At 69.8% G+C, this 20,088-nt stretch carries 17 protein-coding genes and 3 pseudogenes; 15 read left to right on the forward strand and 5 right to left on the reverse strand.

The genetic code is table 11. The features are described 5' to 3' along the window. Positions 1 to 151 precede the first annotated feature (151 nt). Positions 152 to 1,345, reverse strand: a complete 1,194-nt coding sequence (locus OG718_RS03965) for an MFS transporter (protein WP_328843263.1) — start codon at positions 1,343 to 1,345, stop codon at positions 152 to 154. 103 nt (positions 1,346 to 1,448) lie between these two features. Between OG718_RS03965 and OG718_RS03970 the strand changes: the two genes are divergently transcribed. The 3 genes and pseudogenes from OG718_RS03970 to OG718_RS03980 form a co-directional block, all read left to right on the forward strand. Continuing rightward, positions 1,449 to 2,084 (forward strand): TetR/AcrR family transcriptional regulator, encoded by a 636-nt coding sequence (locus OG718_RS03970; protein ID WP_328843264.1) that lies wholly within the window; start codon positions 1,449 to 1,451, stop codon positions 2,082 to 2,084. Positions 2,085 to 2,241: 157 nt separating this feature from the next. Continuing rightward, positions 2,242 to 3,189, forward strand: a complete 948-nt coding sequence (locus OG718_RS03975) for an alpha/beta fold hydrolase (protein ID WP_328843265.1) — start codon at positions 2,242 to 2,244, stop codon at positions 3,187 to 3,189. Positions 3,190 to 3,537: 348 nt separating this feature from the next. After that, positions 3,538 to 3,624, forward strand: a pseudogene (locus OG718_RS03980) (IS5/IS1182 family transposase); the annotation flags it as partial. A gap of 617 nt (positions 3,625 to 4,241) precedes the next feature. On the opposite strand, the pseudogene OG718_RS03985 reads toward OG718_RS03980, so the two are convergent. The 3 genes and pseudogenes from OG718_RS03985 to OG718_RS03995 form a co-directional block, all read right to left on the reverse strand. Next, positions 4,242 to 4,589: pseudogene (locus OG718_RS03985) on the reverse strand (transposase); the annotation flags it as partial. Between the two features lie 244 nt (positions 4,590 to 4,833). Next, positions 4,834 to 6,123, reverse strand: coding sequence for an MFS transporter (locus OG718_RS03990; protein WP_328843266.1), 1,290 nt, complete (start codon positions 6,121 to 6,123; stop codon positions 4,834 to 4,836). A gap of 118 nt (positions 6,124 to 6,241) precedes the next feature. After that, positions 6,242 to 7,186, reverse strand: a complete 945-nt coding sequence (locus OG718_RS03995) for a LysR family transcriptional regulator (RefSeq protein WP_328843267.1) — start codon at positions 7,184 to 7,186, stop codon at positions 6,242 to 6,244. A 135-nt stretch (positions 7,187 to 7,321) separates the two neighbouring features. On the opposite strand from OG718_RS03995, the gene OG718_RS04000 reads away from it, so the two are divergent. From OG718_RS04000 to OG718_RS04040, 9 genes and pseudogenes are all read left to right on the forward strand, one after another. Then, positions 7,322 to 8,320: a fumarylacetoacetate hydrolase family protein gene (locus OG718_RS04000; protein WP_443054888.1), complete on the forward strand. Its 999-nt coding sequence runs from the start codon at positions 7,322 to 7,324 to the stop codon at positions 8,318 to 8,320. Beyond that, entirely contained in the window at positions 8,317 to 9,294 is a 978-nt protein-coding gene (locus OG718_RS04005; protein ID WP_328843268.1) for a cyclase family protein, read from the forward strand. The genes OG718_RS04000 and OG718_RS04005 overlap by 4 nt, the downstream gene beginning before the upstream one ends. A 104-nt stretch (positions 9,295 to 9,398) precedes the next feature. Next, on the forward strand, positions 9,399 to 10,547 hold the full coding sequence (locus OG718_RS04010; protein ID WP_143644962.1) for an FAD-dependent oxidoreductase: 1,149 nt from the start codon (positions 9,399 to 9,401) through the stop codon (positions 10,545 to 10,547). Next, the gene (locus OG718_RS04015; protein ID WP_328843269.1) at positions 10,544 to 11,575 is read left to right on the forward strand and encodes an amidohydrolase family protein; all 1,032 of its coding nucleotides are present in this window, start codon (positions 10,544 to 10,546) and stop codon (positions 11,573 to 11,575) included. Before OG718_RS04010 ends, OG718_RS04015 begins: the two co-directional genes overlap by 4 nt. 17 nt (positions 11,576 to 11,592) lie before the next feature. Continuing rightward, a complete protein-coding gene (locus tag OG718_RS04020) occupies positions 11,593 to 12,543 on the forward strand; it encodes a VOC family protein (RefSeq protein WP_328843270.1) in 951 nt (316 codons plus the stop codon). A gap of 84 nt (positions 12,544 to 12,627) precedes the next feature. Further along, entirely contained in the window at positions 12,628 to 13,593 is a 966-nt protein-coding gene (locus tag OG718_RS04025; RefSeq protein ID WP_328847681.1) for a fumarylacetoacetate hydrolase family protein, read from the forward strand. Then, entirely contained in the window at positions 13,590 to 14,321 is a 732-nt protein-coding gene (locus tag OG718_RS04030) for an SDR family NAD(P)-dependent oxidoreductase (protein ID WP_328843271.1), read from the forward strand. The genes OG718_RS04025 and OG718_RS04030 overlap by 4 nt, the downstream gene beginning before the upstream one ends. Positions 14,322 to 14,383: 62 nt before the next feature. Then, positions 14,384 to 14,695, forward strand: a pseudogene (locus OG718_RS04035) (CoA transferase subunit A); the annotation flags it as partial. Positions 14,696 to 14,842: 147 nt separating this feature from the next. Continuing rightward, on the forward strand, positions 14,843 to 15,748 hold the full coding sequence (locus tag OG718_RS04040) for an IS110 family transposase (protein ID WP_328843272.1): 906 nt from the start codon (positions 14,843 to 14,845) through the stop codon (positions 15,746 to 15,748). 420 nt (positions 15,749 to 16,168) lie between these two features. On the opposite strand, the gene OG718_RS04045 is transcribed toward OG718_RS04040, so the two are convergent. After that, entirely contained in the window at positions 16,169 to 16,846 is a 678-nt protein-coding gene (locus OG718_RS04045; RefSeq protein WP_328843273.1) for a TetR family transcriptional regulator, read from the reverse strand. Positions 16,847 to 16,967: 121 nt separating this feature from the next. Here OG718_RS04045 and OG718_RS04050 point away from each other — a divergent pair, with 121 nt between their 5' ends. The 3 genes from OG718_RS04050 to OG718_RS04060 are packed head-to-tail and all read left to right on the forward strand — an operon-like array spanning position 16,968 to position 20,047. Then, entirely contained in the window at positions 16,968 to 17,960 is a 993-nt protein-coding gene (locus OG718_RS04050) for a quinone oxidoreductase family protein (RefSeq protein WP_328843274.1), read from the forward strand. Between the two features lie 2 nt (positions 17,961 to 17,962). After that, positions 17,963 to 19,624, forward strand: coding sequence for a CocE/NonD family hydrolase (locus OG718_RS04055; RefSeq protein WP_328843275.1), 1,662 nt, complete (start codon positions 17,963 to 17,965; stop codon positions 19,622 to 19,624). Then, on the forward strand, positions 19,625 to 20,047 hold the full coding sequence (locus OG718_RS04060) for a hypothetical protein (RefSeq protein ID WP_328843276.1): 423 nt from the start codon (positions 19,625 to 19,627) through the stop codon (positions 20,045 to 20,047). Positions 20,048 to 20,088: the final 41 nt, after the last annotated feature.

The raw sequence follows: 20,088 nt of genomic DNA on the forward strand, positions 1-20,088 counted from the left end.
CACGGCGAGCACGGGAGCGTTCCGGCGCAACGGCACCCGGCGTCCTCAGGGGACACGCACCGACGAAGGGGACGTTGACCGACAGGGCGACCGACGCGCCGGTGGAGGCCGGCTGTCTCGTTGCGTGCAGCCGGCGTGCCCAGCCCCTCCGTCACCTGTTCGTGGGGAAGGCCGCGCGTCGGCCACAGCCGACGATGACGAGGGTGAGGAGCGCGAGAAAGATCAGCGCTGTGGGCAGCATCCGGGCACCGGCGCCCTCGATGACAACGGCACCGAGGGCGCCGCCCGCGAAGATAGCGAGGTTGAAGGAGGTGGTGAGCATCGCGTTCGCCACATCGGCGTTCTCACCGGTGGCCTCGCTCATCGCCGTCTGCAGGTGTGTCGCCGCGCCTCCGAAGGCGATGCCCCACAGGACGATTGCGAGGAGCGCGCCGGCGAGGGAGTCCTGGGCGGCCATGAGTACTGCTCCGACGACGACGAAGAGGGCCACGCTCGCCAGCGTGAGCCTGCGCAGCGCTCGGTCGATGAACAGCCCGGTGATCCAGATTCCGACGAGAGCGGCGAGACCGAAGACGACGAGCGCCAGGTCCGGCCGGAGCGCGAGGTGTGCTTCGCGCAGGTAGGGCGCGATGTACGTGTAGAGCAGGTTGTGTGCCAGCATCCACGTGAGGACGACCACGAGGATGGTTGCCACGCCGGGAATTCGCAGCACCTTGGCGAGCGGCACGCGCGTCTGCGCGCGCTGCCCGGCGGCGTCGGGGGCGAGGATGCGGGCGGCTCCCATCACGAGTGCGGCCAGCACTGACATCGCGGCGAAGGACCACCGCCAGCCGACTGCGCTGCCGAGCCAGGAGCCCAGGGGGGTTCCGACGGAGAGGGCCACGGGAGTTCCGGCCATGGCGACGGCCAGGGCCCGCCCGGCGTGCTCGGGTGCCGCGATGCGACGTGCGTATCCGGCGAGCATGCCCCAGAGCAGGCCGGAGAAGGCGCCCGCCACGAACCGGGCCGTCAGTGCGACCGCGAGGGACGGTGCCAGGGCGGTGACGGCATTGGCAACCAGGAACCCGCACAGGCCCGCCAGCAGGAGCGGTCGCCGCCGGCTTCCGCGGGTCAGCGCCGCCGCGGGGATCGCCGCGAGCACCGTGCCGAGCGCATAGGCGCTCACCAGTTGGCCCGCGCCGCCCTCAGACACCTGCAGTCCAGCGGCCAGCTGGGGCAGCAGGCCGGCCGGCAGCGTCTCCGTCATGATCACGAGGAATCCGCTGCAGGCCATCACGGCCAGCGCCGGCAGGGGGAAGTCCGTGTGGGCTCGGGTGGGGGGCGGGGCGGGAGGTGCCGTAGCCACGAGTCATCTCCTTCACTAATTACGGATTGAACGATCCGATTTGACTCCCGCAGACCGAGGGTGTCAAATCGGATCAGTCAATCCGTAATTGAAGGAGGTTGCCGTGACACCCGCCGGCCGTCCCCGCACCTTTGACGAGGAACTCGTCCTCGAAGCGGCAATGCTGCTGTTCTGGCGACAGGGCTACGAGGCGACCTCGCTGGCCCAGCTGCGCGAGGCCACCGGGCTGTCGTCCGCGAGCCTGTATGGCGCCTTCGGCTCGAAGGAAGGACTGTTCGCCCGCGCCGTCGAGCACTACGTCGCCGGACCGGGCAGCGTGACCGACGTCATCGCGGACGAAGCCCTGAACCCGCGGGAGGCGATCGCACGTCTGCTGCACGGATCGATCGACATGCAGACCGACCCCTCCCACCCCCGCGGTTGCCTCGTGGCCCTGTCAGGCACGGTGGAGGCGCACGGAGCCGAACACGCCGGCGGGGTGCGGGAAGTCGTCGCGACGCGCCGCGCTACCGACCGCGCGCGCATCGCCACCACCGTCACCCGCGGCATCACTTCGGGTGAACTCGCCGAGAACACCGACGTGGACGCCGTCACCGCCATGATCCACGGTTTCCTGCTCGGCATCTCCACTCAGGTCTGCGACGGCATCCCCGCACAGCGACTGCACGCCGCCGCGGACGCCCTGCTCGCCTACTGGGACGCGCCGAGACGGAACACGTCCGGTCTCCGACCTGCCTGATCACGGACGACGGTCAGCGTCGCACCACGGCGGGCAGCGGCGTTCCCCCTACACCCCACCGCTCGGCCCTGGCCGATCCTCGCCCTACCCCTCCCGCAGAATCCCGCATCACCGCACATACGCCAAGCGGGCTCTTGAAAGGAAACACCTGCTCACCATGACCACCGCAGAGCTTCCCACGGCACGGCCGACCGGCTTCGGCACCGTCACCGGCACACCCGGCCTGCCCGCCGAATTCGACAGGGTCTTCTCCAGCCAGTACATCGACGTGGGCTCGGTACGCCTGCACACCGTCACCGGAGGACAGGGGCCGGCCCTGCTGCTGATCGGCGGCTGGCCGCAGTTCTGGTACCAGTGGCGCCGCGTCATGCTGCCGCTCGCCGAGCACTACACGGTCGTCGTGGCCGACCCGCGGGGCACCGGCCTTTCCGACAAACCGCACACCGGGTACGACTCCGCGACCTGCGCCCAGGACTTCCACCGGCTGATGAACCTGCTCGGCCACGATCGGTTCGCTGTCGTCGGCCACGACATCGGCATGTGGACCGCCTACGCCATGGCGGCGGACGCACCGGGCCCCATCCAGCGGATGGCACTCGTGGACGCGATCATCCCCGGCATCTCGCCCTCGCCCCCGCTGCTGAGCGACCGGCGCACGAGCGACTTTCTGTGGCACTTCAACTTCAACCGCGCCGGCGACATCAACGAACAGCTCGTCCAGGGCCGCGAACACCTCTACTTCGGGCACCAATTCGCCACCAAGGCAGCCACTCCTACGGCGATCCCGGCATCCGCGGTGGACGTATACGTCCAGGCGATGCGCCTGCCCGGAGCACTGCGGGCCAGCTTCGAGTACTACCGCGCCATCGACGAGACCATGACGCAGAGCGCCGTGCGCAAGAAGAACCAGCTCACGATCCCCGTGCTGGCGGTCGCCGGCGATGCCCTGGGCGGAGAGAACATGGAGAACGAAGTCCGTGCCCTGGCCGACGACGTGAGCAGCATCGTCATCCCCGACTGCGGCCACTTCGTACCGGAAGAAGCCCCCGAGGACTTCCTCAACGCCCTGCTGCCGTTCCTGCAGCCCGACCGTGCCGGTCTCTGATCGACAGCGTCAAAAGCCCTGAGCGCCTGGCCCGTCACCCGTTCGGCTCAGGTCGTCGGTGGTGACGTTGGGCTGTCGTCTGGGGCCGGGACGGGATTGCGACTGTTCTTCACGCCGCCCCGAGCCGGTCAAAACGGCCTACACGTCCGTGCCCATACGCATCCGAATTCGCCCACACGACACCATCCGCTTCGCTCCCGCTGCCCTGCGCTGATGTCACCGGAGCCGACCTGAGTCGCATCTGTCCCGGGGTGTGGTGTGGTGCGCGGTGGAACTCACCACCTACCCACACCGTCGCCTCAAGGGCGAAGAACTCCCGACCTGGAAGGAGGAACACAACCGTCCCGAGGGTGGGAGGAGTCCGGTGCCAAAGCCGCCGTCGGCAACACGATGACGATTGCCGACCGCGGCTATCAGGGCACCGGTCTGGTCGTTCTAGTCCGCACGCAACTTGTGCTTCTCGCCGCTCCATCAGGAGCCGAAGGCGTTCTCGACGGACTGAACCGGTGCGATTCGGCCCCAACGAGTCCTACCGCACCGGTAGTTCGGAGAAGACCTACCGGACGCTGGTGCGCTCCCGCATGTGCCACGGCTCCCGTACAACCAGGCCTCTGTTTCGCGCATCTAGATCAGTGACTGCTTTAAACAGCACCAGATTCCGGCGATCAGGAGGAGAAAGTACGCAAAGCCGTACTCGGCTTGTTCGTGGCACTGGCAGCAGTACTCGCCGTAACACCGCTCACCAGCGCCGACCAGACCCAGACCGTCGCCTGCTGCGGCCGGCCGCCCGGCCAGACGTAAAGGGCGCTCGCTGTTAGCCCGACGTTGTATGAGGGGACGTCAGCTCGCTGGCGGCCCCTCATCCTCGTTCGGCGGTGATTAGATGGAGGCTCGCCCGCATGGTGACCTGCGACAACTCGAAAGCCCGCGCAACAGTTGTCGCAACCCATAGGCGTAACCTCCAGCGCAACTCTTGCCGCAATCCTTGTCGCAACCCCGACCATCGCGAGCAGGCGAGGGGTGCCGTAGGGACCTCTCACGGCATCTACTTGTCAAGCAGCAGCGAGGAGAGGCATCGGGAACGCCGCCTTTTCATCGAACAGCGTCCGCGTCTGGAGGCAGTGAAAGAGCTGGCCGAGCATCCGATTGAACAGGTTCCGGAGAGCGGCCGGATGGAAGTCACCGCGGGCCCGGCGGCGCCGGTAGTGGGCATTCGCGCCGCCGGAGGCGGTCAAGGCAGAGAAGGCCCAGAGAAAGCCCGCGTCGTGCAGGCGGTTGTTCTTGATCCGTCTGCGGCCGACGTAGTGGTGATTGCCGGAGGCCCTGGTGATGGGGGCCGCGCCCGCGTACGCCTTCAGCCCTCGGGCGTCGTCGAAGCGCGACCGGTCGTCGCCGAGCCGGAAGGATACGAAGCATCCACCGAAGTCCCGCAGCCACTGCGCTCGATCGAACAGCCGACCTTCCTCGAAAGCTCCATGGGAGCTTCCGGTCCGATCTGACACCCCGTATTGGAAGTAGTCGGCGCCCGGGAGTTCCCGCCGACGCCTCCTTGTCCTCCTGCTCAGACCCCTTGTCCGCGGCTGCCCCGACGTGGGCGTGGGGCAACTCGTACGGCAAGCTCGCCCGTTGCGGGCGGCTTCCTGGCTACTGGGGCAGCGGTGCGACGGCCGCGGCCCTGCGCCAGGCGGTCAGGAAGAGGCCTGCCGCGACGACGGCGGCGGCCAGGCCGAGCAGGCCGACGGCGGCGGCCAGGGTGCCGAGGGCGGACTTGGCCGCGATCAGCACCAGCGGGCAGATGAACTGGCCGATGAAGAACGACGCGGTCCACAGGCCGGTGCCACGGCCGCGGTCGGCGAAGTCCAGCTTGGACATGGCGATGGTGAGCAGGGAAGGGAGCAGGAGACCGGTGCCGAGGCAGTTGAGTACGGCGCCGACGATCAGCAGCGGCGCGCTGTTGGCGAGCCACATCACCGCGAACCCGGCCGCGCACAGGGCGAAGACGAGTGGCAGCCGGGGCCCCGGGGCCCCGCGCAGCTTGGCGAAGGTGATCGCGCCGGCCACGGTGGCGGCGCTGGCGATGGCCGTGGCCAGCCCGATCACGCTGGTCGCCGTCACGCCGAGGTCGTCCAGCAGGTAGGACATTTCCACCGGGGCGGTGTAGAAGACGAGGGCCCCGAACACGGTGAGTCCGCAGATCCCGGCGAGCTGCCGGAAGGGGAAGGAGCGCTTCGGCGTGACCGCGGTGTCCGTACTCTCCCCGGCTCCATCCCCGTCCTCGGCGGCGGCACCGGTGGCCGCGGTCGGCTTCGGCAGCCCGATGGCCATGAGAGGGGCGATGAGCAGGCTGACGGCGTAGATCCAGAACGGGGTCCGCCAGCCGGCCGACCCCGCGGCACCGCCGATGACGAAGAAGGCGGTCGCGGAGGCGGAGGCGCACATGGTCTGGAGGGCGAGGTAGCGGTCCCGCACCCGGCCGCTGTAATAGTCGCCGATCATCGTAGTGCAGCAGGTCATGATGGCGGCCTCGGCGATACCGACCAGGGCGCGGCTGGCCACGATGGCGCCCAGCGACTCCAGCCACAGCGGGGCGGTGCCGAAGATCGCGTACAGAACGGTCGCGACGATCAGCAGGCGCTTGCGGCCGAGCCTGTCGACGATGACGCCCGCGAAGGGCGCCAGCAGGCCCAGCGCCAGGGCCGGGACGGTGAGGGCCATCGGGACCAGGGCGGTCGCGCCGGGCACGTCGGCGAAGTGGTCCTCCATCTTGGGCAGCACAGGGGCGATGAGGACGGCCCCGAGGATCGGCAGACAGCTGCCGGCCATGAGGAGAGCGACGCGCAGCCGGTGTGCGGCACCGGACGTCGGAAGGATCGCACCGGGTGGCGGCACTGGTTCCACGTAAGCGGGCGGGGGCACAGGCACGGAAGTGGGCATGCGGGAACTCCACGTGGCGAGGTTGGGGAGGACGGCACGCCACCGGGGAACAGACACCCCGGGCAGAGGAGCGTGCGGAGGAACTGGGGTCGACTATGAGTGAACGGCCCAGTCCTGCCTAGTCTCTGTCCGATCGATCTGCCGGATCGCGATCATCCTTGCCGTGGATGGTCTCCGCGACCCGTGCCGCCGTCTCCCGCAGCCAGATGTGCGCCGCGTCGTGCGTGTGGACCGGGTGCCACCACAGGGCTTCCCGGAGTGGCACGGCGTCGTAGGGCGGTTCCATGACCCGCACGGGGACGAGTCCGTCCAGCCGGTCGGCGAGATGCCCCTGGATCAGGGCGACCCGGCGGGTGCCCGCGACCAGGAGGGGCATCAGCTGGAAGCTGTCGACGGAGACCTCGACGCGCGGCTCGATCCCGAGCATGCCGATCTGGCGGGCGGCGGGCGCGTCGTACGTGCGCTGGTACGTCACCCACGGCAGCAGGGCCAGGTCGTCGAGGGTGAGCTGCTCGCCGACCTCGGGGTTGTCGTCCGCGACGAGATAGACCCAGCGGTCCCGGTAGAGCTCCACGGCGGGAAAGTCGCCGATGATGCCGTGCGGCAGCAGCAGCCCGTCGGCGGTGCTCAGCAGCGCCCCCGTGTTCTCGGTGATGTCCGTCGGGGACTGCCTGAAGCGCAGCCGGACCCCCGGCGCCTCCGTGTGGACGACGCGGGCGAGTTCGGCTCCGAAGACGGCCACCGCGTAGTCGGAGGCGAGCAGGGTGAACTCATGCTCCTCATGGGCGGGATCGAACACCGCCTGGCTGGTGAAGACACGTTCGAGCAGGTCGCATGCGGTGGCGGCGCGGTCGAGGAGGGCCAGGCCGAGGGCGGTCAGTTCGTAGTGTCCGCCGACCCGGGAGAGCAGTTCGTCGTCGAAGTGGCGGCGCAGCCGGGCCAGGGCGGCGCTCATGGCGGGCTGGCTGAGCCCGATGCGCCGGCCCGCGACGGTCACGTTGCGCTCCTCCAGGAGGGCGCGCAGGGCGACGACGAGGTTGAGGTCCAGGCTGGCCAGGTTCACGCGACATCCCGGTACGGAGGAGGAGACTGCGGGCTTGAGTATTCGTCTCCTGGATCCTGAGCATCCAGAGAATCGATTTCCCCGATCGCAATTTACGCGCCAGATTAGTGGCACCGCAATCGGGAGGACATCTCCGTGAAATCCGCAGCCACGTCGGCGCCCCTCTTCGTCGGCCCCTTGGCCATCGGCACTCTCTCCGCTCCGGGCGGGGCCGCGTTCCCCGGCCTCGTGGTGCCGGACGGCCGCGTGCTCGACCTGCGTACGGCACTGGACGAACCCGCCCTGACCGCCCTCTCCCTCCTGGAGCGCTGGGAGGCGGAACTGCCGAGCCTGCACGGCCTTGCGGGCGATCCGGCCGGTGACTGGCTGCCGCTGGACGACCTGTCCGTGCACGCGCCCGTCGAGCCCCGGCAGATCTTCCAGTCCGGCGCCAACTACCGGCAGCATGTGATCGACCTGGAGGTCGCGCACCGCGCCCAGGACGACCCGCGCACCGTCGAGGAGGCCCGCGCCGAGATCGCGGCGATCATGGACAAGCGGGCTGCCGAGGACCTTCCGTACGTCTTCATCGGCCTGCCGACCACGATCGCGGGCCCCTACGACGACGTCGTCCTGCCCTCCTGGGCCAAGAAGCCCGACTGGGAGCTGGAGCTGGCCGCGGTGATCTCCCGCCCCGCCCACCGGGTCACGGTCGAAGAGGCCCTTGAACACGTCGCGGGCTACACCATCGCCAACGACCTCACCGACCGGGCCTCCGTCTTCCGTCGCGACATGCCCGCCATCGGCACCGACTGGCTGCGCTGCAAGAACGCTCCCGGCTTCACCCCGCTCGGCCCCTGGATCGTCCCGGCCGGGTCCATCGCCGACCCGTCCGACCTGCGGGTCACCCTGAAGCTCAACGGCGACATCATGCAGGACGAGTCCACCAAGGACATGATCTTCGGCGTGGCGCGGATGGTCTCGTACATCTCACAGACCGCCCAACTCCTGCCAGGTGACCTGGTGTTGACCGGCAGTCCGGCCGGGAACGGCATGCACTGGGGCCGGCTCCTGCGCGACGGCGACGTGATGGACGGATCCGTCACCGGGCTCGGCGCCCAGCGCACCCACTGCGTCGCGGAGGAGGCGCCGTGAGCGACCGCACCACTGTGCCTGACGCGAAAGACGCCGAGGGCGCGATCGCCGAGGCCGCCAAAGCGTACTCGAACTGGGGCCGTTGGGGCGAGGACGACGTCCTCGGCACGCTCAACTTCCTGGACGCCGGGAAGCGCCGCGAGGGCGCGGCCCTCGTCCGCGAGGGCGTCAGCTTCTCGCTCTCCCAGCGCTTCGACATGCACGGCCCGCAGAAGGGCTGGCGGCGGCGTACGAATCCGGTGCACACCATGCTCGACACCGGCACCGACGCCGCCCTGGGCAACCAGGGTTTCCCGCACGGCATCGGCGGCGCCGACGACGTGATCGCGATGCCGCTGCAGTGCTCCACCCAGTGGGACGGCCTCGGCCACATCTTCGACCACGGCAAGGCATGGAACGGGCGGGCCGCCGAGAAGGTCGTCACCGCCGACGGCGACCTCGTCACCGGCATCGAGCACATGGCGCCGTACGTGGCCGGGCGGGGTGTCCTCCTCGACGTGGGCCTGGTCGTCGGCCAGGGCGGCGAACTGCCCAACGGCTTCGCCATCACCGAGGAGCACCTGACCGCCACTGCCCAGGCGCACGGCGTCACCGTCGGCCGCGGTGACCTCGTCCTCGTCCGCACCGGACGGCTGGCCCGCGCCAGGCGCAACGGCTGGGGCGAGTACGCGGGCGGTCCCTCGCCCGGGCTGAGCTTCACCACCGCGGGCTGGCTGCACGGCAGCGAGATCGCCGGGATCGCCACCGACACCTGGGGTTTCGAGGTCCGGCCCAACGAGTTCGAGAACGCCTTCCAGCCGCTGCACCAGGTCGCCATCCCCAACATCGGCCTGCTCATCGGCGAGATGTGGGACCTCGACGCCCTGGCCGAGCACTGCGCGGCCGACGGACGGTACGAGTTCTGGCTCACCGCCGCTCCGCTGCCCATCACCGGAGCCGTCGGCTCCCCCGTGAACCCGATCGCCGTCAAGTAACGCCCCGGACCGGCCGCGTGGGCCGACCCGACAGCCACACCCATCCGGCCCGCACCACCACCCCTGCCGCTCGAAGTCGCGCGGCCCCACCGCAGGGAGACCCCGTGACCGACCCCCGCCCCCGCACCGTCCTCGTCATCGGCGGCGGCGCCTCCGGCAACGCCGTGACCGTGCTGCTGCGGCGAGCGGGCATCACCGTGGACCTGATCGAGGCCAAGCCCGACTGGAACGTCCTCGGCTCCGGCATCACACTCCAGGGCAACGCGCTGCGCGTACTGCGCGAGCTGGGCGTGTGGGACAAGGTCCAGGAGAGCGGCTACGCCTTCGACTCCGTGGGCCTGGCCACGCCCGACGGCCACGTGTTCCACGTCCAGCAGGACATCCGTACCGGCGGCACGGACCTGCCCGCGACCATCGGCATGCAACGGCCCCGGCTCCAGGAGATCCTGTGCGAGGCAGTCCTGGTCAGTGGTGCGACGGTTCGCCTCGGCACCACCGCCGACGAGCTGGTCCAGGACGAGGCGGGCGTCACCGCCCGCTTCAGCGACGGCACCGAGAGCCGCTACGACCTAGTCGTCGCCGCCGACGGTCTCAGCTCCCGGACCCGCGCGATGATCGGCATCGGCGACAAACCCGAGCCGACCGGCATGGCCATCTGGCGCGTCGCCGCACCCCGCCCGGCGAGCGTGGAACGCACGGACCTGGCCTACGGCGGACCCTGCTACATCGCCGGCTACTGCCCCACCAGCGAGAACACCATCTACGCCTATCTCGTCGAGGCCAACCGCGACCGCGCCTCGATCGACCCGGCCTTGTTCGCCGACGAGATGCGGCGCCTGGCCGCCCCGTACGGCGGCGCCTGGCCCGAGATCGCCGTGAGCATCACCGATCCGGCAGAGGTCAACTACACCTGGTTCGACCGGCTGCTCGTCGAGGGGCCCTGGCACCGCGGCCGGGTCGTACTGGTCGGCGACGCCGCCCACGCCTGCCCGCCCACCCTCGCGCAGGGCGCGGCCATGTCCCTGGAGGACGCCTCTGTACTGGCCGAACTGCTGAGCGCGGAGGAGGCATGGGACTCCCTCAGTTCCCTCGACGACCTGCTGACCCGCTACCACCAGCGCCGCATAGACCGTGTCCGCATGGTCGTCGAGGCCTCGATGCAGCTCGGCCAGTGGCAGCTGGACGGTGTCCGTGACGCCGACGTGCCCGGCCTGATCGGCCGCACGATGTCCGTCCTGAAGGAGACCCCGTGACGACCCCGGACACCCTGGAAGCCGTCACCCCGGCGACCCCCACCATCGACGTCCACGCGCACGTCCTGCTTCCGCAGGTCGAGAATGCCGTCGCCGGACACCCCGGGCTGGCCGCCGCCCGCAGTCTCGACGCCCACCGCAACGGCCCCGACGCGCTCGCCGTCAGCGGCCCGATGGTCCGCGACCGCATCCCTCTGCTGACCGACGTCAAGGCCCGGCTCACCGCGATGGACGCATCCGGAGTCGACGTCCAACTGGTCTCGCCGTCCCCGTCGCACTACCACTACTGGGCCGACGAGGACCTCGCCCGCACGGTGTGGGAACTGGCCAACACCGGCACCGCCGCCCACCTCGCCCAGGCCCCCGAACGGCTCCTCGGCCTCGGCCTGGTGCCGCTCCAGCATCCGGCGCTGGCCGTGGAGGCGCTGGACCACGCCCTCGCGCAGGGGCTGCTCGGCGTGGAGATCTCCTCGCACGCGCCCGGCCTGGAGCTGTCGGACCCGGCGTACGCCCCCTTCTGGACGCGCGTCGAGGAGACCGGCGCCGTGCTCTTCCTGCACCCCTTCGGCTGCACGCTCGACGAGCGCCTGGACCGCTGGTACCTGTCCAACACAGTCGGCCAGCCCACCGAGAACGCCGTCGCGCTCTCCCACCTCATCTTCTCCGGCGTGCTGGACCGACACCCCGGCCTGAAGGTAATCGCCGCGCACGGCGGCGGCTATCTGCCCACCCACATCGGCCGCTCCGACCACGCCTGGCGGGCCAGACCGGACACGCGGGGCTGCGCGTTGGAGCCGAGCAGCTACCTCAAGCGGCTGTACTTCGACTCGCTCGTCCACGACCCGCACGTCCTGCGCGAACTGATCCGGGTGGCCGGCCCCGACCGGGTCCTGCTCGGCTCTGACTTCCCCTTCGACATGGGCACCGAGGACCCGGTCGGCGCGCTGCGCGCCGCCACGGACCTGCCCGACCACCACTTCCACGCCGTACGCGGCGGCAACGCGGCAGCGCTGCTGCGCCTCCCCTGAGCCTGAGGAGCCCCGACATGACCGACGCACTCCCCGACCGCCTGCTCACCCACCTGCGGCACGTCGACCTCGCCGTGCCCGACTACGACAAGCAGCTCGACTTCTACGCCGGAGTCTGGGGCCTGACCAAGGTCGCCGAGGACTCGGGCATCTCCTTCCTGGCCGCGGAAGGCAGCCCGGAGCAGTACGTCGTACGGCTGCGCAAGGCCGACGAGAAGCGGCTCGACCTCGTGTCCTACGGTGCCGCCTCGGCCGCCGACGTGGACACGCTCGCCGAGCAACTCCTCGCGGACGGCGTGCGGTTGATCTCGCAGCCGGGCAAGGTCGACACCCCCGGCGGCGGCTACGGCTTCCGCTTCTTCGACGGCGACGGCCGCACCGTCGAGGTCTCGGCGGAGGCCGGGGCCCGGGAGCACCGGCGTATCGAGGAGAAGGAGGCCATCCCGGTCCGCCTCTCGCACGTCGTCCTCAACTCCCCCGACCTGGACGCCACCCGCGCCTGGTACGAGCGCCACCTCGGCTTCCGGCTGTCCGACACGCTCGGCCATCCGCACATGGGCGACGTCATGCACTTCATGCGGATCAGCAACCAGCACCACTCGATGGCCATCGCCAAGGGCCCGCACACTTCCCTGCACCACGTCTCGTTCGAGATGCGCGGCCTGGACGAGTACATGCGCGGCTCGGGGCGCGTGATGCGCTCCGGCGCCCGCAAGATCTGGGGCCCGGGCCGGCACATGGCGGGCGACAACACCTTCACGTACTTCCTTGACCCGCACGGCAACACCATCGAGTACACAACGGAGTTGGAGGAGCTCGACGAGGACACCTGGCATCCGCACGTCTACGACTTCTCCCAGCCCGAGGTCACCGACCAGTGGGGCACGGCGAATGCGATGAACGAGCTGGTCGTCAAGGAGTCCTTCAACGACGTCGACCGCGGCGTCTTCGTCGCCCCGCCGGTCTGATCCCCCTCTGCTCCGGGGCGCGGAAAGTCCATGCCTGACTCCCCCGCGCCCCTGTCACCTCCTACGCCGCACCCCAGGACCGCCATGCGCTTCGTCACGTACGAACACCACAGCCGCCGCAGTGTCGCCACCGTCGACGACGACGGCACCCTCCGCCCCGTCCCCGGCCACGCCTCGCTGCTCGACCTGCTCCGGGCGGGCCCCGCGGCCCTGCGTGAGGCGGGCAACGCCACGCCGGACGTGCCGGACGGCCCGCATGTCTCGCAGGTGCGGCTGCTGCCGCCTCTGCAGCCGCCGTCCGTACGGGACTTCGTCACCTTCGAGGAGCACGTCGAGGGCATGCGGCGCAGCACCGACAACGCTGCCGGGGTGCCCGACGCCTGGTACGACGCGCCGACCTTCTACTTCACCAATCCTTACGCCGTCATCGGCGCGCACGACGACATGCCCGTGCCGCCCGGCTCCTCGGTCCTGGACTTCGAACTCGAAGTCGCCGCCGTCATCGGTGTCGAGGGCCGCGACCTGACGCCCGAGCAGGCCCGCGACCACATCATCGGCTACACGATCTTCAACGACTGGTCCGCCCGCGACCTCCAATCCGCCGAGATGAGGGTCGGGTTGGGCCCCTGCAAGGGCAAGGACACCGCCACCACCCTCGGCCCCTACCTGGCCACCGCCGACGAGCTGGAGCCGTACCGGGACACCGACGGTTTCCTGCGGCTGGCGCTGACCGCCTCGGTGAACGGCGAGGTGGTCGGCGAGGACCTGCTGTCCAACATGAGCTGGACCTTCGAGGAGATGGTCGCCTACGCCTCGCGCGGCACATACGTCCGCCCCGGCGATGTCCTCGGCTCCGGCACCTGCGGCAACGGCGGGTGCCTGGCCGAGCTGTGGGGCGTACGCGGCCGACAGGATCCGCCGCCGCTGAAGCCCGGCGACACCGTCACCCTCACCGTCGAGGGGATCGGCACCATCTCCAACACCGTCGTGCCCGGCGCCGGACCGGTGCCGGTCCCCCGGGCCCGCAAGCGCCCGCGGCTGCGCCCGTGAACGGGCTGGACGGCAAGGTCGTCGTCGTCACCGGAGCCGCGCGCGGGCAGGGCGCGGCCGAGGCGCTGGCCCGGGCGGGGGCGGTGGTCGTCGCCACCGATGTGACCGAGGCTCCCGGCTGTCTGCGCCTGGACGTCACCGAGGCGAAGGAGTGGGCGGCGCTCGCCGAAGGGCTGCGATGCCAGTACGGAGAGGTCCACGGCCTGGTCAACAACGCCGGCATCACCTGGCGCGCGCGGCTCCACGAGGTCACGCCCGAGGACTTCGCCCGCGTCCACGCGGTCAACGTCACCGGTCCGCTGCTGGGCATCCAGCACCTGACGCCGTTGATGCCGCCAGGCTCGTCGATCGTCAACGTCGGCTCGGCCGCCGGGCTCACCGGGCACTACCCGGTCGCGTACACGGCCAGCAAGTGGGCGCTGCGCGGCCTGTCGAAGACGGCCTGTGTCGAGCTGGGCCCGCGGGGCATCCGCGTGAACACCGTCCATCCCGGCTTCATCGAGACCGAGATGACCGCCTCCGCCGCGCCCGCCTTCCGCGAGGCGAACATCCGCGAGACCCCGCTGGCCCGCACCGGCACCGTCGACGAGATCACCCCGCTGGTGGTCTTCCTCCTCTCCGACGACGCGTCCTTCATCACCGGCGCCGAGGTCCCCGTCGACGGCGGCTTCACCGCACACGGCGGCACCAAGTCCATCTCCGACGCCCTGCGGTCGGCCTCCGACTGACCTGTACCTGACCTCTGCCTGACCTCAACCTCTGCCTGGCCTCCGGCTGAAAGGACCCATACGTGAACAAGGTCAGCGCGAGCGCCGCCGCGGCGGTCGCCGACATCCCCGACGGGGCCTCGCTGGCAGTCGGCGGCTTCGGCCTGTCCGGCATACCGGCCACCCTCATCGACGCCCTGCACGCCCAGGGCGCCACCGGCCTGAAGGTCGTCTCCAACAACTGCGGCATCGACGGCCAGGGGCTGGGCGTTCTCCTCGCCGAGGGCCGCGTCAGCCGCGTGACGGGCAGCTACGTCGGGGAGAACAAGGAGTTCGCCCGCCAGTACCTCAGCGGTGAACTGGAGGTCGAACTCGTCCCGCAGGGCACCCTCGCAACTTGACAGACCGCATTAGATCGTATGAAGCGTCGGTGGGTTCGACCGCAGAGAAGACCAAGCCCGATGCCCCTCGCGCAAGTTGACGCGGGTTGCCTGCCGGTGGGCACGGTGGCGGGTAGTGCCGCAATTACCGGGAGGCACCGGATGTTTTCCGAACGTACTTCGGTCGGCCTGGATGTCCACGCCCGCTCCACCACGGCCTGGGCACTGGACAGTACGACCGGTGAAATCTTCACCGACCGGCTCGTCGTCAACACAGCGGACGTGGTTGCCTGGGTGCGCCGTCTGCCGCAGCCAGCCGCGGTTGCCTACGAGGCCGGACCGACCGGCTTCGTCCTGGCACGCGCCATGCAGCAGGCTGGTATCCGCTGCGTGGTGGCGGCCCCGTCGAAAATGGAACGGCCGGCCGGAGACCGGGTCAAGACCGACAAGCGCGATGCCCAGCGGCTCGCGAAACTGATCCGCCTAGACGAGCTGCCCGCGGTGCGGGTGCCTGATCTGGAACAGGAAGCTGCCCGGGACCTCACCCGGGCCCGCGACGACGTCCGCGCCGACCTGATGCGCGCCCGCCACCGCGTGGCCAAACTGCTACTGCGCCGCGGCATCGTCTACACCGACGGCAGGGCCTGGACCGCTGCCCATCACCACTGGCTGACCGGACACCGCTTCGACGAGTTCGGTCTGCGGGTCGCCTACGACGAGGCCCTGGAGACGGTATGGGCCCTCGAAGCACGCCGGACCCGCCTGGATGCGGCCATCACCGAACTCGCCGCCCAACCTGCCTGGGCCCCGGCCGTCCGCCGACTGGCCTGCATACGCGGGGTGAGCACCTTCACCGCGTTCGGCCTCGCCGTCGAGATCGGTGACTGGCACCGCTTCACCGGCTCGACGATCGGCTCCTACCTTGGGCTTGTCCCCAGCGAGGACTCTTCCGGCAGCCAGCGCCGCCAGGGAGGCATCACCAAGACGGGCAACACACATGCCCGACGGCTCCTGGTGGAGGCCGCCTGGCACCACCGCCGTCCCTACCGACGCCCCGGCGCTGGTTGAACCTGGACGCCCGTCACAAACGCTCCACCATCAGCGTCGTGGCCGTCGCCCGGGAACTGTCCGGCTGGTGCTGGAGCCTGGCGATCATGGAGGACTGACGCTCGTCAATTCCTCCACAAGAACCGCTGGCGGGGGCATCAGCCCAGGGACCGTGCAGCGCGAGGAACGATCCGCGGAATTCCTATGAGCAGCCCGCTCCTTGCGGGCGACGCCCGGCATTAAATGAGCGGTCCGTTCCCGACGCACAACCGGTCATGCGGTATCCAACCCGCGTATATCAGGCTGACCGCGCGTCGACGCCACGACACGCACACCCGGTCCGCCCCCGCCGGCCCCACACCCCTCTCAACGGGAGGGGCCGCACACCCCTGCCCTTGACAAGAACCTGCTACATATCAGGAATCAGGGACTGGACAGTTCTCAGTTGGCCCTTGGAGTGGGGCCACTGTCTGGGATGACGGCGTGCAGGCCGACCGCGAGTGCGGTCAGGAGCAGCTTCAGCCGTGGGGCGAAATCAAATGCGACGTGGCCCCATTCGGGCACTTGCTCGTAGAGCGCGGCGAGGGTGGGCGTCGGGTGCGACACCTGCCACCCGTTCGAGGCCAGTGCGAGGGTCGCCGCTAGGAGTCCGCGCAGCTGGTCCGGGGTCATCGAGCTCACGAGGTCGAGGTGGTCGACGATCGCGTCGTACGCGGCGAACGATGCGGTCTTGTACTGGCGTGCTCGTTCCATGTCGACGTCGCCCTCGAGCGTCAACGTGACGTGGGTGAGGAGGTCGCAGAACACCGGCAGCGTGGTGATCGTGTCCGTGACGACGCCGGCGACGTCCTCCGGGCCGAGGCCGGCTCGCTGGGCCACCGCCGCAGAGATCGCACCCCGCCACTGGCTCCAGCCGCGCTCTGCGAGCTCGAGCAACAGCTCTTCTCTGCTCGAGTAGTACCGGCGCACACCAGTGCGGTGCAGGCCCGCTCGCTCGGTGACCGCCTGCACGGTGATGAATCGGACGCCGCCGAGGTCCGTCGCCAGTGCCTCCGCGGCGCGCAGCAGATCCTCCGACCGTTGCGCTTTGTCCTGCGCGGATCGTGCTCGCTCCTTCATGCGAGAACTATAACGCGCACCATGATGCGCTAAGCGGCTATGGCGTGCTACGTTCCTCATAACGCATCACGAGGTGCGTTAAATCGGTAGGCGACAGCCATCCACTGGAGAGGACAGATCCATGCAGGCAGTACAGGCCACGCAGTTCGGTGACCCGGCCGCTCTCGAGCTCGTCACTGGCCTCCCGGACCCGACCCCGGGCCCTGGAGAGATCGCAATCGACGTCTCGCACTCCGCGGTCGGCCTGATCGACGTGTTCTTCAGGCAGGGCCGGTACAAGGACCAACCCGGCATGCCGCAGCCACCGTTCGTGCCCGGCCTTGAAGTTGCCGGCACGGTCCGCGCGCTCGGCGATGGCGCGGCCGGGCTGACCGTCGGGGAGCAGGTGGTCGCTCTGTCCGCAGGCACCGGCACCGGCGGGTACGCCTCCGTCTACATCGCCAAGGCTGCGCTGACTGTCTCGATCGAGGGGCACGATATCGACCCCGCTCTCGCCGTGTCGGTGATTCCGAACGCCACGATGGCGCACGTGGCGCTGACCCAGGTCGCTCATCTGGTCAACGGTGAGAGGGTTCTCGTGCATGGCGCTCTCGGCGGCCTGTCCGCCGGTTTCCCGGGCGTCGCGAAGCAGCTCGGTGCGGGTCGCGTCGTCGGCACGGTTCGGCCGGGCAAACTCGCCGCCGCCGAGGCGACGAAGCTTCCCTACGACCGGATCGTGGACTCCACAGACCTGCACAGCGCGCTCGGTGACGAGAAGTTCGACGTGGTCATCGACCCCGTCGGCGGAACCCTCCGCACCCAGAGCCTCGACGTGATGATCCCGGGCAGCCGTCTCATCGCCGCGGGCAACGCGTCCGACGACTGGGGCCACCAAGTGGACACCAACCAGCTCTGGTTCCGCAGTATCACCGTCAGCGGCTACAACGCCGGTGCGTTCCTGCCGGCCCATCCCCAGGTCGTTCCCGCCGCCCTCGCCGCGGCCGTCGAGGCGACCGCCGCCGGTCTGGCGGACACCGCGGTCGACGTTCTGCCGTTCAGCCAGGCCGTCACCGCCCACCAGCGTATGGAAAGCCGCGACCTCGCCGGCCGCATCGCGCTCACCCCGGAGGCCTGACCATGACCGCAATCGGACGCCTCGCGGAGCGCATGGCTCCGCTCCCGCCCGCCACCTCACGCCGGGTCCACGTCGAACGCGGCCTGAAAATACCCATGGATGACGGTGCCACGCTCGTCGCCGACCACTGGGCCCCGCGCGACACCGGCGGACGATCACTCAGCGAGGTGCCGGTCGTCGTCGTCCGCACCGCCTACGGGCGCGGCGGCCCCCTCGGATGGCTCTACGGCCCCGTCCTCGCCGAACGCGGACTGCAAGTACTGATGGTCAGCGCCCGCGGCACGTTCGGATCCGACGGCGAGTTCCTGGCCATGCGCAACGAACGCGCCGACGGCCTCGCAACACTCCGGTGGCTCGCCGACCAGTCCTGGTCGAGCGGCCGGGTGATCCTCGCCGGATCCAGCTACTTCGGCTACACCCAATGGGCCATCGCCGACGCCGCCCCTCCCGAGGTCAAAGCCATGGTCCCGCACATCACCTCCTCCCGGCTCGCTCTCAGCCTCACACGGCCCGGCCGCATCGACCTCGAGACCATCACGAACTTCTCCTGGAACACCGCACCGCAGTCCCACAACGGCTCGCCTCGGCCCGCCGCACAGGAACAGCGCGGCTACCTGCTCCGGTCGATGGTCGGCGCGGACCAGCGCCACATCGCCAACGCCATGAACACCTTGCCGATCACGGACGTCGACCAGGCGATGCTCGGCCGAACGTCGCAGTTCTTCCAACAGATCGTGAACCACGATCAGAACAGCACGTACTGGCAGGACTTGGACCGCAGCGGCACCGTCCCGGACGTCACCGTGCCGGTCAGCTCCGTCACCGGCTGGCACGACATCTTCCTCGCCGACCAACTCCGAGACTTCACCACCCTCGTCGACGCCGGCCGCGAGCCCCGGCTGACCGTCGGACCGTGGTGGCACGCCGACCCCCGCGGCATGGGCGCGTCCGTCACCGAGGTCGCCGAGTGGGCCTCCGCTGTCGCCACCGGCCAAGAACCCCCACCCCGAGCTCCGGTGCGCCTGTACGTGATGGGCGCGGACGAGTGGCGCGACTTCGAAACGTGGCCGCCTGCCGGGTACGAACCCCAGCGGCTGTACCTCCGCACCGACGGCACCCTCACCGCCACAGCGGGATCCACGGAACCGCCCTCGACGTTCACCTACGACCCGGGCGACCCCACGCCCTCCCTGGGCGGAGCGAAACTCACCCCCGCCGGAGCGGGCCCCGTCGACAACAGGAAGCTGGAAGAACGCCCCGACGTACTCACCTTCACCGGCGCACCGCTCACCGACGACCTTGAGGTGATCGGTGAGGTCACCGCAGACATCTGGGTGCGCGCGGACCGTCCCAGCGTCGATGTCTTCGTGCGACTGTGCGACGTCGATCCGAACGGCAAGTCGCTCAACGTGTGCGACGACCTCGTCCACCTCGACGTCGGCGACGACACCACCTGCGCGACGGTGCGCCTCTCACCGACCGCCTACCACTTCAAGAAAGGACACCAACTCCGCGTACAGGTTTCCGCCGGAGCCTTTCCCCGATTCGCCCGCAATCTCGGTGGCGGTGAACCCGTCGAGAGCGCAACAGCAGTGCACAAGACGAACATTGAAGTCTTCCACGACGAAGCGCACCCCTCTACGGTAACCATCCCCGCACGATGAATGATGATCGCCGCGCCCCAGGCGGTGGACCGGGCGAGACAGATCGTGCTGGCGTACGCGCCGCTCATGGTCACGGTGCGGCAGGTCATGTACGGCCGGCCCACGACGCCTGTCAGCCGTCCGCGGTGGTACGAACGGTGTCTGCGGGCGTGCGGGTGGAACCGTCCAGGGAGGCGAGCAGGCGCAGGCGGTCTTCGGCGTCGCTGCCGGGGCAACGCGCACGCCTGGTACAGGCAGTGCTTCGGGCACCCCGCCGCTTACGACCGTCTCCTGGACGCGCTCACCAGTACCCCCTACGAGCGCCAGGCGATGCTGCGCTCCTACTTCGAGCCCGACGACCAGGAGCGCGAGGCCGGCCTCAAGCAGCCCACCGCCGCACACCACGCGATCGCCCGCCTAGTCGCCGCCGGCCACGTCCGCTGATGGTCGGGTGGCCATGACCGGAGCCTTCGCAAGCACCGCCG

Source organism: Streptomyces sp. NBC_00258 (assembly GCF_036182465.1).
GTDB lineage: Bacteria > Actinomycetota > Actinomycetes > Streptomycetales > Streptomycetaceae > Streptomyces.